Here is a 13,141-nt window from a genome sequence, read left to right on the forward strand (position 1 = left end):
GCGGCTGCGCTCACGGCCCGGCGACAGGGGCGGAGCATCAAAGGGAGGGGAGACGATGAAGCGAAGGTCATTTCTCGCTGGTATCGGCGCGACCACTGCGGCGGCTACGCTCGGCATGCCGTCGATCCTCAGGGCGCAAGCCCCGATCACGCTGAACGGCGCGGTCCAGTTCAATGACGACCATGCCTTCAACCGGGCACTGATCCGGTTCGAGGAGCTGGTGAAGAAATACTACGGCAAGCCAGTCAATTTCACCCTGCACAAGAACTCCTCGCTCGGCCTCGAGAAGCAGTATTTCGAGTACATGTCGCAGGGCAAGGCTGTCGATTACGGCATCGTCTCGCCGGCTCACATGTCGACCTTCGCCAAGGCGGCCCCGTTCATCGATGCGCCCTTCGTATTCAAGGGCATCGATCACATGAACAAGGTCGTCGAAGCCAACATCCTGGCGCCGATCGCCGACGAGGTCGCGGCGAAGGCCGAGGTCGTTCTGATCGGCTATGCCGGCGGCGGCATCCGCAACATCTTCGCCAACAAGCCGCTCAAGAACCTCGCCGACCTCAAGGGGCTCAAGGTCCGCGTGCAGGGCGCGCCGATCTGGTCGAAGACGTTCGCGGCCGTCGGCATGAGCCCGACCGTGATCGCCTATAACGAAATCTACAACGCGATCCAGAACGGGGTGATTTCGGCCGGCGAGAATGAGGCGGCCGGCGTCGAGGCGATGAAGTTCTACGAAGTGGCTCCGCATCTCAACCTGACCCAGCACGCCGTGTCGATCCGGCCGATCTGCTTCTCGGTGAAGACGCTGAAGACCTTGCCGAAGGATTTGCAGGACGCGATCATGAAGGCCGGCAAGGAGGCCGGCGACTACGGCCGCCAGCTGGAGTCGAGCGAAGAGGTCGTCAAGCTCGACACGCTCGAGAAGGCCGGCAAGCTCAAGCGCGTTCCGTTCGAGGAACGGGATGCCATGAAGAAGCTCGCCGACCCCGTGATCGCCACCTACGCCAAGGAGATCGGCGCGGAAGGCATTTTCGAGAAGATCAACGTCGTCTGAGGTCGCTCTGTCCGCCGGCAATCGTCCGGGCAGGCCCCGCTTCCTGCCCGGACGTGGCGGATGAGCGCCGTACGGAGTCCCAATGTCCGACATGCACGTCCCGTCCACGCCGTCGCTGTGGCGTCGCGTCACCGCGGCCTATGCGAAATTGCTGGAATTCCTGCTGGCCGCCTGCGTCGGCATCCTCGTTATTCCGGTCACGCTGCAAATCATCTCACGCTACACGCCGTTCATTCCGTCCTACATCTGGACCGAGGAAATGGCGCGCTTCCTGTTCATCTGGACGATCATGATCGGTGCCATGGTCGGCATCAGGGAGGCGCAGCATTTCGAGGTCGACGTGTGGCCCGACCTGTCGCGGAGGTCGGAGGCCGCGGTGCGGATCCTCGCGCGACTCGGCGTGCTTGCGCTGGCGCTGGTGTTCGTAACCGCCGGCATCGAGTTTACCCGTTTTGCCTGGAATAGAACGTCGGAATTGGCCGATCTGCCGCTCTGGCTGATCCATGTCGCCTGGCCGGTGGCCGGTCTGACGTGGATCGTCTTTGCGGGTGAACAGATCATCGATGAACTGCGCGTTCTGGCCGGGGCACAGAGATGAGCGGCACCGTACTTTCTGCCGGACAGGCTGCGATGCTGCTGTTCGGGGTCTTCATCGGCCTGCTCATCGCGCGCGTGCCGGTCGCTTTCGCGCTCGGTCTTGCCTGTGTGCCGATCCTGCTGATCGAGCCGCACCTGTCGCTGATGACGCTCGCGCAGGAGACCTTCAATGCGTACAATTCATTCATCCTGCTCGCGGTGCCGTTCTTCCTGTTGACGGCGAACCTGATGAGCATCGGCGGCATCACCGATCGTCTCGTGACGCTGTCGCGTTCGATGGTCGGGCACTGGCCGGGATCCCTGGCGCAGATCAACGTCGTGCTGTCGGTGTTCTTTGCCGGTATCTCTGGCTCCTCCACCGCCGATGCGGCGAGCCAGTCCAAGATATTCATCGATGCGCAGAACAAGGAGGGCTATGACCTTTCGTTCTCCATCGCCATCACCGCGGTGTCGGCGGTGCTTGCAGTCATCATTCCGCCGTCGATCCTGATGATCGTGTGGGGTGGGCTGATCTCGACCTCGATTGCGGCGATGTATCTGGCCGGCATCGTGCCGGGCCTGCTGATCGCGGGCGCGCAGATGGTGACGGTGCACATCTATGCCGTGCGCCGGGGCTACCCCACCTATCCGAAATCGACCTGGGTCGAGATGGGATCCGCCATCTGGCGGTCGATACCGGCGCTGATGACGCCGTTCATCGTCGTCGGCGGTATTCTGCTCGGCTGGTTCACCGCGACCGAGTCCGCCTGCGTCGCGGTGCTCTATTCCGTAGCGCTCTCGACATTCTTCTACCGCGAGACGGGGCCACGCGAATTGTACAAGGCCTTGCTCGACACCGGGCGCCTTGCCGGCGTGGCGCTGTTCTGTGTCGGCACCGCAAGTGCGTTCGGCTGGCTGCTCGCCTATTACAAGATCCCGCAAGAGCTGCTGGCCAACGTCTCGACCTGGGGCATGGGCGCCGTTGCGGCCGGCTTCTTCATCTCCTTCTGCTTTCTGGTCGTGGGCTGCTTCCTCGACGCCATCCCGGCGATCATCATCGTCGGCACCGTGCTGGAGCCGCTCGCCAAGTCGGTCGATCTCCATCCGGTCCAGTTCGCGATCATTTCCATCGTATCGCTCGCCTTCGGACTGGTGACGCCACCCTACGGCCTGTGTCTGATGATCGCCTGCTCGATCGCCGGCGTGCGGCTGCGCTATGCCCTGAAGGACACGATGATCATGCTGATACCGATGCTGCTGGTGCTGGCGGCGGTCATCGTCTGGCCCAGCGTGTCGCTGTTCCTGCCGCGTCTGATCGTGCCGGAGATGCTGAAATGAGAGTCTGCAAGTGAGCTTCTGAGAGTGCGATCCCGCGGCGCGGCCGTGGGATCGATTCCACCGCTTACAGATTGCTCTCGGTGATGGCCGCGTAGACCATGCTGCGCAGCTCGCGGCGGATCGGATAGGCGCTCGACGGCAGCACCTGCGTCATGAAGATCGTGATCAGCTCCTCCGCCGGATCGATCCAGAACGAGGTCGTTGCCGCGCCGCCCCAATTGTACTCGCCGGGGCTGCCGGCGATCAGCGTCTCGGCCGGACGCATGGTGACGGCGAAGCCGAGGCCGAAGCCGATGCCGTTATAGGTGGCTTCGGAGAACAGCGAGCGCGACACCTCCGGCAGCGCGCGTCCGCCCGGGATGTGGTTCGTCGTCATCAGCGCCAGCGTCTTCGGCCCGATCAGCCTGACACCGCCGAGCTCACCACCATTGAGCAGGGCGCGGCAGAAGGTCAGATAGTCGGCGACCGTCGAGCACAGCCCGCCGCCGCCGGAGATGAAGGAGGGCGGTGACAGGAACGAGCTCGTCGTCGGATCGTCCTGCAGCGTGAGGCCTTCGCGACGCTGGCCGGCATGGAAGGTCATGCCGCCGCCGGGGTCCGCCGAGTAGCAGGCGGCGAAGCGATGCGCCTTCGAGGCCGGCACGTGGAAATCGGTGTCGGTCATGCCGAGTGGATCGAGAATCCGCTGCTTGAGAAACTGCTCGAAAGGCATCCCCGAGATCTTGCCGACGAGGTAGCCGATCACGTCGGTCGCCACGGAGTAGTTCCAGGATTCGCCCGGCGAGAACTCCAGCGGGATCTTTGCCAGGCCCTCGATCATGGTCTGGAGTGTGCCTGACTTCTCGACCTCGCCGATCTTCTCGCTGCGATAGGCGGCATCGACATTGGAGCGCTGCTGGAAGCCGTAGGTGAGGCCGGAGGTGTGGCGCAGCAGGTCGACGATCAGCATCGGCCGCGACGGCGGCCGGGTCAGGAAGGCCGGGTAGGTGCCGGCGACGAATACGCCGAGATCCTTCCATTCCGGAATGTATTTGGCGACGGGCTCGTCGATGGCGACGAGGCCTTGCTCGACCAGCATCATGAAGGCGACGCTGGTGAGCGGCTTGGTCATGGAATAGATGCGGTAGATGGTGTCATCCTTCACCGGCGCCTTGCGCTCGACGTCGGCGAAGCCCTGCACCGAGCTGTGAGCGATCTTGCCGCGGCGATAGACCAGGAGCTGCGTGCCGGGGAAACGGCCGGCATCGATGTACCGGTTCTTCAGATGGGCATCGACGCGGTCGAGCGCGGCCTTGGACATGCCGACGGATTCGGGCGAGGCGGGGGTGGGGGCGAGCATCAGTTCCTCCGGGGCGTTTTGTCGGAAAGTTGATACCGAAATGGCGGCCCCATTCCAAGTCGGTTGCGCTTAACGCAGCCGGGCCGACTGGTGTAGGCTCGGCGGCGGAACGCCTCCAGGGAGCCCACCCGGGCCAACGAGAAAAACGCGAGGGCAACGCATCATGACGCAGTTCAACGAGACCGAACTCACCGAAGCCGTCGTTCGGAGCTTCGACCAGACGCCGAATCCGCGGGCAAAATTCCTGCTGCAGGAATTGGTGAAGTCGCTGCACGATTACGTGAGCAAGACCGGCCTGACCTTCGAGGAATGGGAATACGCCATCGATTTCCTGACCCGGACGGGGCAGAAATGCACCGACACGCGCCAGGAGTTCATCCTGTTGTCCGACGTGCTCGGCGTCTCCATGCTGGTCGACGCCGTTAACCACCGCGACCGCGAGGGCGCCACACAGACCACGGTGCTCGGTCCGTTCTATGTCGGCGAGCACAAGGTGACCGCGCACGGCACCGACATCTCGCCGCACAATCTCACCGGTGAGAAGATGTTCGTGCAGAGCCGCGTCACCGATCTCAAGGGCAAGCCGCTCGCGAACGTTCCTGTGGACGTCTGGCATGCCGACGATGACGGCTTCTACGATTCCCAGAAGCCGAATTATGACGAGGTCGGCGCTTCGGCGCGGGCGCGTTTCATCACGGATAGCGAGGGCCGCTTCTTCTTCCGCACCATCCTGCCGTGCAGCTACCCGATCCCGACTGACGGGCCGGTGGGCGAGATGATCGTGCAGACGGGTCGCCACCCGATGCGCCCGGCACATGTGCACTTCCTGGTCAATGCGAAGGGCTATGAGCCGCTGATCACGCACGTCTTCATCGGTGGCGACAAATATCTGGATTCCGACGTGGTGTTCGGCGTCAAGGACGACCTGATCGCCAAGGTCGAGCCGCGCAATGACTCGGCGATGCCCGACGGCAGCAAGGCGAACGGGCCGTGGCACCTGATGACCTACGAATTCCACCTCAAGCCCGGCGGCGGCATGGCCCCGAAGCCGCTGGGGACGAAGGCGGCGGAGCCGGCGTGACGGCTCCCCGCCGGCGGCGCGTCATAACAAGCGGGCGGCGAAGAGCGGCAATCGCCGCTCGCGTGAACCGGCGCGGAGTGCTTAGTCGACCCGTGCAGGGATATCCACGGCCTTCTCTCGTCTCGGGGCATCCGAGGTCCGTTGGTCGGCGCTCCACCTGCGGCCCCATCCGATGAGCGGCGCCTCAATGATGATGTACAAGACCCAGGCGAGGCCGATGGAGAGCAGAATGCTGGCTACGATTGTCGCGGCCGTCGATAACAGCCACACCTCGGTAAAGTTGATCATCCATCGTATCACCAGGTAATGGACGATATACAGCGAGTACGAAATCTTGCCGAACCATTGCAGGATCGGCGAAAACGACCGCCCTTCGATCTCGGCAGACACCACGGCATGGATGAGCAATCCCGCAGCGACGCCATAGGTTGGCACGCGCGCGAATTGCGGGTCGGCCGATCCGGACACGAATATCCAGTACCAGCCTACGGCGAACAGGCCGGCTGAAGTTGCCAGAACATGGCGCGAAAAGAGCAATCGACCGTTCCTGTGGAGATAGGCGATGCCGACGCCGGCGCCGAATTCCAGGACCAGCGGATGGGAATAGATGCCGAGCTGCAGGCGGAGTACGAGGGCAATAACGACCATGCCGAGCCCCGCGAACAGCAGTTCGAACAACCGGTTCGGCGCGATGGCGAGGATGGCCGCAACTGCGGCATAGAAATGCAATTCGAAAGCAATCGACCAGGCCGGGCCAAGGTACCAGTTCGGATATGTCCACGCGAAGATGAGGCCAAGGTCGAGCGGCGGACGTTTCTCCGGCGACAGATCGATCCAGGACGAGCTGGCGAACGCCGCCAGCAACACAAGCCAGTAGACCGGATAAATTCGAATCGCTCGTCTGAAGACGAAGCTCAACGGGTCGCGGTGCGCCGCTGCTGTGGTTGCAATGATGAAGCCGGAAATGACAAAGAAGATGTCGACGCCGCTTGCAAGAATGGTGAGGACGCCTTCGGCAACGCCCGGGCCGACCATGTCGGGCCGTGCGCTGACCGCGTGTCCGCAGACCACCGATAGCGCAGCAACGCCGCGCATTGCCTCTACACCCGCGAAGACGCGCAAAACGCCCCTGCACAATCAATTACAAGTTGAAATCTATCTGCACGCAAGGATACTAATAAATGGTTGCGTAAGGCTGATAAACTCTACGCTAGGATGTATTAGGTGGGCTGGGGCGGGACGGCACCTTGCCATGACCGTTCGGAGCTAAGGAGCGACTGTGCGCCGACCAGCCGCAGATGTCCGTGTAGCCGCCAGAAGCTCACGTCTGCGCTTCATGAGCACACACTCTAGCGCGCGTGCAGCATAGCCAGCAGCACGATGACCGCGCAGGCGAGCGCCGCCGACGTCACCTTCCAGAACATCAGCGGGTTCCGCTCCAGGAGCGGCGTCATTCGCGTGTCGAGATAGGCCGGGTTGGGCGTGCGAAGCTCGTGGACGAATTCGGACAGGTCCTCGTGTCGCTTGTAGGGATCGGGATGGAACGCGCGCCTGAGCGCGCCATCGACCCAGGCCGGCACATTGCGGTCGTCGTCCGCCGGGCGGTATTTGAGCCGCCGCACGTCCGCCTTGCGGCGGATCCTGGCGATCTGGGCACCGTAAGGCAGCTTTCCCGTCAGCATCTGGTAGCAGATCACGGCCAGCGAAAACATGTCGGAGCGCGGTGAGCCGCCCTGTCCAAGAAAATACTCCGGTGCCGTATACTGGACCGTTCCCAGGATTTCGTCGGCCTCGTCCGGCGGCGCGGCCTCGGCGACGCCGGCGACCCTGACCGATCCGAAGTCGATGATCTTGGCGGTGCCGGTCTTGTCGATCAGGATGTTGTCGGGTCTGAGGTCCTGATGCAGCATCTCCATGCGGTGGAAGGCGCGCAGGCCCGCCGCGATCTGCTCGATCAGCCCGCGGACGGTTTCGAGATCGGGGCGCGGATTGTCGATCATCCACTGCTTCAGGGTCTGTCCCTCGACGAATTCAGTCGCGACGTAGAGGTAGCTGCGCCGCCTCGACTGTGACAGCGGCTTCAGCACGTGCGGGCTGTCGATGCGGCGCGCGATCCACTCCTCCATCAAAAAGCGCTTCAGGTACGCGGCATTGTCGCGCAGGTCGACCGACGGCAGCTTGAGCGCGACCGGCTCCCCGGTCTCCACATCGACGGCAAGATAGATGTGGCTGCGGCTGCTGCCGTGAATCTCGCGGACGATCCGGTAGCCGTCGAAGATCGCGCGCGGTTCCGGCAGCGAAGGCAGCGGCAATTGTGCGGTCTGATTGAAGATGCCGGCCGGCTCGCGCTGCGGCACCGCATCGATGCGCAGGATCTGGACGGTGATGTTGTCGTCGCTGCCGCGCCGGTAGGATTCCTCGACGATGGCCTTCGCCGCCGCGTCGAGATCGCCCGCATGCTCATTCAGCGCGCTCGTGACGAAGCGTGCGTCGACGAATTCGTAAGCGCCGTCGGTTGCCAGCAGAAAAATGTCGCCGGCCTCGACCTCGAACGCCTGATAGTCGATCTCGAGCTGCGGATTGATGCCGAGCGCGCGGCCGAGATAGGTCTGCTCGGACGACACGATGATGCGGTGATCGTCGGTCAGCTGCTCGAGCGTCTTGCCGGCGAGGCGGTAGACGCGGCAGTCGCCGACATGAAAGATGTGCGCGGTGGTCGCCTTGATGACCATGGCGCTCAGGGTGCAGACATAGCCCTTGTCCCGGTCATAGGCGTATTGGCTCTTGCGCGTCTGCGCGTGCAGCCAGGAATTGGTCGCGTCCAGCACGCGGCGGGCGGAGGTCTTCACCGTCCAGGATTCCGACGTGCAGTAATAGTCCATCAGGAAGCTCTTGACCGCCGACTCGCTGGCGACCTGGCTCACCGCGCTCGAGGAGATGCCGTCGGCGAGAACCGCCGCGATGCCCTTCAGGCTGAGCAGCGGCTCTTCCGGAATCAGGACGCCGTGAAAGTCCTGGTTGACGGACTTGCGGCCCTTGTCGGAATGCTGGCCGACCGAGATCTGGAGTCCGCGGGTCATCGTCATAACCTGCAAAGCGGAGCCTCACCCTGACCGGTCGAGGCTCCCCTGTCGAGATGGATCCGATCAGGCCGCAACGCGGGGCTTCGCAACCTTGCCGGCCTGGCGCTTGGGCAGGGTCATGACGTGCGTGGCATAGAGGGTCATGCCGGTGAAGGCGAGGCCGCCGACGAGGTTGCCGAGCACGGTCGGGATCTCGTTCCAGATCAGATAGTCCATGATCGAGAACTTCGCGCCGAGCAGCAGCCCGGACGGGAACAGGAACATGTTCACGACGGAATGCTCGAACACCATGTAGAAGAACACCAGGATCGGCATCCACATCGCGATGACCTTGCCGGGGACCGAGGTCGAGATCATGGCGCCGACGACGCCGGTCGAGACCATCCAGTTGCAGAGCATGCCGCGCAAGAACAGCGTCGCCATACCGGCCGCGCCGTGCGCGGCGTAGCCGAGGGTTCGCCCTTCGCCGATATTGCCGATGGCGGCGCCGACCTTGTCCGGCGCCTGGGTGAAGCCGAACGTCGTGACGAAGGCCATCATGAAGGCCACCGTGAAGGCACCGGCGAAGTTGCCGACGAATACGAGGCCCCAATTGCGCAACACGCCGCCGAGGGTGACGCCCGGACGCTTGTCGATCAGGGCGAGCGGGGAAAGCACGAAGACGCCGGTGAGGAGATCGAAGCCCAACAGATAGAGCATGACGAAGCCGACCGGAAACAGCAGCGCGCCGATCAGCGGCTGGCCCGTGTTGACGTTGATCGTCACGGCGAACCAGGCCGCCAGCGCCAGGATGGCGCCCGCCATATAGGCTCGGATGATGGTATCCCGGGTGGACATGAAGATCTTGGACTCGCCCGCATCCACCATCTTGGTGACGAATTCCGAAGGCGCGAGATACGACATCAATGGTTCCTTTGCTTCGTAAGGGGAGATCGACACGCTCCGGAGAGCGCGGCTGAACGTGTTCGGCCGTGCGGGCTGGCCTGCCGCGCACGAGGGCTATGGAAAATCTGGAAGCTTTGGGAATCGCGTCACGAGGACTTTGAGCCGGGAGGGCCGCGAAGCAGTTGAGCTTCCGGGATGCGGCCGCCAGAGGCTGCATCAATGCGGCAAGCCGCAGTCTTCGTTGACGGCGAAAGTAAAGCAAGTTGCGTGCCGGCGCGTGGTGTCAAAAATGTCGAGCAATTTCAAAGCGATGCCGCTCGGCTCGATCTGATTCTGACGTCGCCTCGGCCTTTTCCTTAAGCTGTTGCACAAGATTTGTGCGCCGCACAAGCAATGTGCAGATCGCAAATTTCGCAAGCGGAACCGACCTGCGACAGTCTGGCGCTGCCGATGTAACGCATTGATTTACTTATTCTTCTTGTGGCGCCATGCTTGGCATGAAGCTTGAATGGTTCCAGCCGACGCCATTGAAGCCGTCCCGCGAGAATTCTCATCCGATTTGCTGACGCCACCAGACCGGGGGTCCTCCCCGTCACGCGTTCGCATGCGCCGAATACGGCGCCACCGGACGGACGGGCCGCTCGCGCGCACAGCCGCAAATCATTCCGCAAAGACGCAAAGGACGACACAGCCTATGACCAAGCGCACCCGCCGGCCCTCCGAAACGACTGGCCTCAGCCGCCGTCAATTGTTGAAGGCCACCGGCTCGACCGCGGCACTTCTCGCCGCCGCAAAACTGAACTTCCCTGCCGGCGCCTTCGCGCAGGACGCAGGCCCTGAGGTCAAGGGCGCCAAGCTCGGCTTCATCGCGCTGAGCGATGCCGGCCCGCTCTTCGTCGCCAAGGACAAGGGGCTGTTCGCCAAATACGGCATGCCCGACACCGATGTGCAGAAGCAGGCGTCGTGGGGGACGACGCGCGACAACCTCGTGCTCGGCTCCGAAGGCAACGGCATCGACGGCGCGCATATCCTCACCCCGATGCCGTATCTGATCTCGGCCGGCAAGGTGACGCAGAACAACCAGCCGACGCCGATGTACATCCTGGCGCGGCTCAATCTCGACAGCCAGTGCATCTCCGTCGCGAGCGAATATGCCGACCTGAAGCTCGGCGTCGATGCCGCGCCGTTCAAGGCCGCGCTGGAGAAGAAGAAGGCCTCGGGCAAGGCCGTGAAGGCCGCGATGACATTCCCCGGCGGCACCCACGATCTCTGGATACGCTATTGGCTCGCCGCCGGCGGCATCGATCCCGACAAGGATATCGAGACCATCGTGGTGCCGCCGCCGCAGATGGTGGCCAACATGAAGGTCGGCACCATGGACTGCTTCTGCGTCGGCGAGCCCTGGAACCTGCAGCTGATCCATCAGAAGATCGGCTATACCGCGGTCAACACCGGCGAACTCTGGAACAAGCATCCGGAGAAATCCTTCGGCATGCGCGCCGCCTTCGTCGACAAATATCCAAAGGCGGCGAAAGCGTTGCTGATGGCGGTGATGGAAGCCCAGCAATGGGCCGACAAGGCCGAGAACAAGGCCGAGCTCGCCGCCATCATGGGCAAGCGGCAGTGGATGAACTGTCCTGTCGAGGACGTGCTCGACCGCACCGCCGGCAAGTTCGACTACGGCATCCCCGGCAAGGTGGTCGAGAACTCGCCGCACATCATGAAGTACTGGCGCGACCATGCCTCCTATCCGTTCCGGAGCCATGACCTCTGGTTTATGACCGAGGACATCCGCTGGGGCAAATATGAAGCCGGCTTCGACAGCAAGGCACTGATCGGCAAGGTCAATCGTGAGGACATGTGGCGCGACGCCGCCAAGACCCTCGGCGTCGCGGCTGCCGACATTCCGGCCTCAACCTCGCGCGGCAAGGAGACCTTCTTCGACGGCAAGGTGTTCGATCCGGAGAATCCGGCCGCCTATCTGAAGTCGCTCGCGATCAAGCGCGTCGAAGTCTGATGGAGCCAGCGGCCGCCCTTTGGCGGCCGCATCGTCCCTTGAAGCCGGAGAGAGATTGCGATGAACATGCCTGCCGCCAAGATCGAGATTGAAACCGCGACGCCTGCGGCCAGCTCCGCGCCGGTCGTCGCGATGACGCCGAGGCGTCCCCCGCGCGCCGAAGTTTACGCACGCATGGCACGAGAGACGGCCGTGCGCGTGATCCCGCCGCTGGTCGTGATCGCGCTGCTCACGCTGGTGTGGGAGCTGGTCTGCCGCCGTGCCGGCTCGGCACTGCCGCCGCCGTCGAAGGTGTTCACTGACACAAAGGAGCTGATCCTCGATCCGTTCTTCGACCATGGCGGCATCGACAAGGGCCTGTTCTGGCATCTTTCCGCCAGTCTCCAGCGCGTCGCCTTCGGCTACTCGCTCTCGGCGATCGCGGGCATCGCGCTCGGGGTGCTGGTCGGGCAGTCGGTCTGGGCCATGCGCGGGCTCGATCCGTTGTTCCAGGTGCTGCGTACCATTCCGCCGCTCGCCTGGCTGCCGTTGTCGCTCGCGGCATTCCGCGACGGCCAGCCCTCCGCGATCTTCGTCATCTTCATCACCTCGATCTGGCCGATCATCATCAACACCGCTGTCGGCATCCGCAACATTCCGCAGGACTATCGCAACGTCGCGGCCGTCGTGCAGCTCAATCCGCTCGAGTTCTTCGCAAAGATCATGATCCCGGCGGCCGCGCCCTACATCTTCACCGGCCTTCGCATCGGCATCGGCCTGTCGTGGCTTGCGATCGTCGCGGCGGAAATGCTGATCGGGGGCGTCGGCATCGGCTTCTTCATCTGGGACGCCTGGAACTCCTCGCATATCAGCGAGATCGTCCTGGCGCTGTTCTATGTCGGCATCGTCGGCTTCGTGCTGGACCGCCTGATCGCGGGCCTCGGCAAGTTCGTCACCCGCGGCACCGCGCAGAACTGAGGGGAGAGGGCACATGACCGCCTATCTGAAGCTCGACCACATCGACAAGGTCTTTACCCGCGGCGCCGCCACCACGGAGGTGCTGAAGGACATCAACCTCACGATCGAGAAGGGCGAGTACGTTTCGATCATCGGCCATTCCGGCTGCGGCAAGTCGACCCTGCTCAACATCATCGCAGGGCTGACCGGCGCCACCACGGGCGGCGTGCTGCTGGAAAACCGCGAGGTGAACTCGCCGGGACCCGACCGCGCCGTTGTGTTCCAGAACCACAGCCTGCTGCCGTGGCTGACGGTCTACGAGAACGTCAGGCTCGGCGTCGACAAGGTCTTCGCCAGGACCAAGTCCCGCGCCGAGCGCGACGCCTGGGTGATGCACAATCTCAACCTCGTGCAGATGGCTCATGCCAGGGACAAGCGTCCTTCCGAAATCTCCGGCGGCATGAAGCAGCGCGTCGGCATCGCGAGGGCGCTCGCCATGGAGCCCAAGGTGCTGCTGCTGGACGAGCCGTTCGGCGCGCTCGACGCGCTGACCCGGGCCCATCTGCAGGACTCCGTCATGGCGCTGCATCAGAAGCTCGGCAACACCATTCTGATGATCACCCACGACGTCGACGAGGCCGTGCTGCTGTCCGACCGCATCGTGATGATGACGAATGGGCCGAGCGCGCGCATCGGCGAGGTGCTGGAGGTGCCGCTGGCGCGGCCGCGCAAGCGGCTCGAGCTCGCGACCAACGCCACCTATCTGAAGTGCCGCCAGCGCGTGCTCGAATTCCTCTACGAGCGCCACCGCTTCGTCGAGGCCGCGTAAGCG

11 protein-coding genes are annotated in these 13,141 nt (G+C 63.4%); 7 read left to right on the forward strand and 4 right to left on the reverse strand.

The features are described 5' to 3' along the window. The first annotated feature begins 55 nt into the window (after positions 1-55). The 3 genes from FJV43_RS27510 to FJV43_RS27520 all read left to right on the forward strand — a co-directional run bounded on the left by FJV43_RS27510 (position 56) and on the right by FJV43_RS27520 (position 2,968). The gene (locus tag FJV43_RS27510) at positions 56-1,054 is read left to right on the forward strand and encodes a TRAP transporter substrate-binding protein (RefSeq protein WP_239622152.1); all 999 of its coding nucleotides are present in this window, start codon (positions 56-58) and stop codon (positions 1,052-1,054) included. Between the two features lie 82 nt (positions 1,055-1,136). Beyond that, entirely contained in the window at positions 1,137-1,652 is a 516-nt protein-coding gene (locus FJV43_RS27515) for a TRAP transporter small permease (protein ID WP_239622153.1), read from the forward strand. Then, the gene (locus FJV43_RS27520) at positions 1,649-2,968 is read left to right on the forward strand and encodes a TRAP transporter large permease (protein WP_239622154.1); all 1,320 of its coding nucleotides are present in this window, start codon (positions 1,649-1,651) and stop codon (positions 2,966-2,968) included. Before FJV43_RS27515 ends, FJV43_RS27520 begins: the two co-directional genes overlap by 4 nt. A 64-nt stretch (positions 2,969-3,032) precedes the next feature. Here FJV43_RS27520 and FJV43_RS27525 read toward each other — a convergent pair whose 3' ends face one another. Beyond that, a complete protein-coding gene (locus tag FJV43_RS27525) occupies positions 3,033-4,307 on the reverse strand; it encodes a serine hydrolase domain-containing protein (protein ID WP_239622155.1) in 1,275 nt (424 codons plus the stop codon). Positions 4,308-4,470: 163 nt separating this feature from the next. On the opposite strand from FJV43_RS27525, the gene FJV43_RS27530 reads away from it, so the two are divergent. Then, a complete protein-coding gene (locus FJV43_RS27530) occupies positions 4,471-5,388 on the forward strand; it encodes an intradiol ring-cleavage dioxygenase (RefSeq protein ID WP_239622156.1) in 918 nt (305 codons plus the stop codon). An 81-nt stretch (positions 5,389-5,469) separates the two neighbouring features. Here the strand turns inward: FJV43_RS27530 and FJV43_RS27535 are convergent, their stop codons facing one another. The 3 genes from FJV43_RS27535 to FJV43_RS27545 all read right to left on the reverse strand — a co-directional run bounded on the left by FJV43_RS27535 (position 5,470) and on the right by FJV43_RS27545 (position 9,374). Then, entirely contained in the window at positions 5,470-6,483 is a 1,014-nt protein-coding gene (locus FJV43_RS27535) for an acyltransferase (RefSeq protein ID WP_239622157.1), read from the reverse strand. Between the two features lie 254 nt (positions 6,484-6,737). Then, the gene (locus FJV43_RS27540; protein WP_239622158.1) at positions 6,738-8,474 is read right to left on the reverse strand and encodes a bifunctional protein-serine/threonine kinase/phosphatase; all 1,737 of its coding nucleotides are present in this window, start codon (positions 8,472-8,474) and stop codon (positions 6,738-6,740) included. A 60-nt stretch (positions 8,475-8,534) separates the two neighbouring features. Next, complete coding sequence (locus FJV43_RS27545) at positions 8,535-9,374, reverse strand: formate/nitrite transporter family protein (protein WP_239622159.1); 840 nt, start codon at positions 9,372-9,374, stop codon at positions 8,535-8,537. 676 nt (positions 9,375-10,050) lie between these two features. On the opposite strand from FJV43_RS27545, the gene FJV43_RS27550 reads away from it, so the two are divergent. The 3 genes from FJV43_RS27550 to FJV43_RS27560 are packed head-to-tail and all read left to right on the forward strand — an operon-like array spanning position 10,051 to position 13,138. Beyond that, a complete protein-coding gene (locus tag FJV43_RS27550) occupies positions 10,051-11,373 on the forward strand; it encodes a CmpA/NrtA family ABC transporter substrate-binding protein (RefSeq protein WP_239622160.1) in 1,323 nt (440 codons plus the stop codon). Between the two features lie 60 nt (positions 11,374-11,433). After that, positions 11,434-12,330, forward strand: a complete 897-nt coding sequence (ntrB, locus tag FJV43_RS27555) for a nitrate ABC transporter permease (RefSeq protein ID WP_239622161.1) — start codon at positions 11,434-11,436, stop codon at positions 12,328-12,330. Between the two features lie 13 nt (positions 12,331-12,343). Next, positions 12,344-13,138 (forward strand): ABC transporter ATP-binding protein, encoded by a 795-nt coding sequence (locus FJV43_RS27560; RefSeq protein WP_028177816.1) that lies wholly within the window; start codon positions 12,344-12,346, stop codon positions 13,136-13,138. The last annotated feature ends 3 nt before the right edge of the window (positions 13,139-13,141 follow it).

This window comes from Bradyrhizobium sp. I71 (genome assembly GCF_022354745.1).
GTDB classification, from domain to species: Bacteria; Pseudomonadota; Alphaproteobacteria; order Rhizobiales; family Xanthobacteraceae; genus Bradyrhizobium; species Bradyrhizobium liaoningense.

What these genes read in the sequence shown, in the direction of transcription:
- FJV43_RS27510 (WP_239622152.1), top strand. Translation starts at nt 56, where the DNA reads ATGAAGCGAAGGTCATTTCTCGCTGGTATCGGCGCGACCACTGCGGCG.
- FJV43_RS27515 (WP_239622153.1), top strand. Translation starts at nt 1,137, where the DNA reads ATGTCCGACATGCACGTCCCGTCCACGCCGTCGCTGTGGCGTCGCGTC.
- FJV43_RS27520 (WP_239622154.1), top strand. Translation starts at nt 1,649, where the DNA reads ATGAGCGGCACCGTACTTTCTGCCGGACAGGCTGCGATGCTGCTGTTC.
- FJV43_RS27525 (WP_239622155.1), bottom strand. Translation starts at nt 4,307, where the DNA reads ATGCTCGCCCCCACCCCCGCCTCGCCCGAATCCGTCGGCATGTCCAAG.
- FJV43_RS27530 (WP_239622156.1), top strand. Translation starts at nt 4,471, where the DNA reads ATGACGCAGTTCAACGAGACCGAACTCACCGAAGCCGTCGTTCGGAGC.
- FJV43_RS27535 (WP_239622157.1), bottom strand. Translation starts at nt 6,483, where the DNA reads ATGCGCGGCGTTGCTGCGCTATCGGTGGTCTGCGGACACGCGGTCAGC.
- FJV43_RS27540 (WP_239622158.1), bottom strand. Translation starts at nt 8,474, where the DNA reads ATGACGATGACCCGCGGACTCCAGATCTCGGTCGGCCAGCATTCCGAC.
- FJV43_RS27545 (WP_239622159.1), bottom strand. Translation starts at nt 9,374, where the DNA reads ATGTCGTATCTCGCGCCTTCGGAATTCGTCACCAAGATGGTGGATGCG.
- FJV43_RS27550 (WP_239622160.1), top strand. Translation starts at nt 10,051, where the DNA reads ATGACCAAGCGCACCCGCCGGCCCTCCGAAACGACTGGCCTCAGCCGC.
- ntrB (WP_239622161.1), top strand. Translation starts at nt 11,434, where the DNA reads ATGAACATGCCTGCCGCCAAGATCGAGATTGAAACCGCGACGCCTGCG.
- FJV43_RS27560 (WP_028177816.1), top strand. Translation starts at nt 12,344, where the DNA reads ATGACCGCCTATCTGAAGCTCGACCACATCGACAAGGTCTTTACCCGC.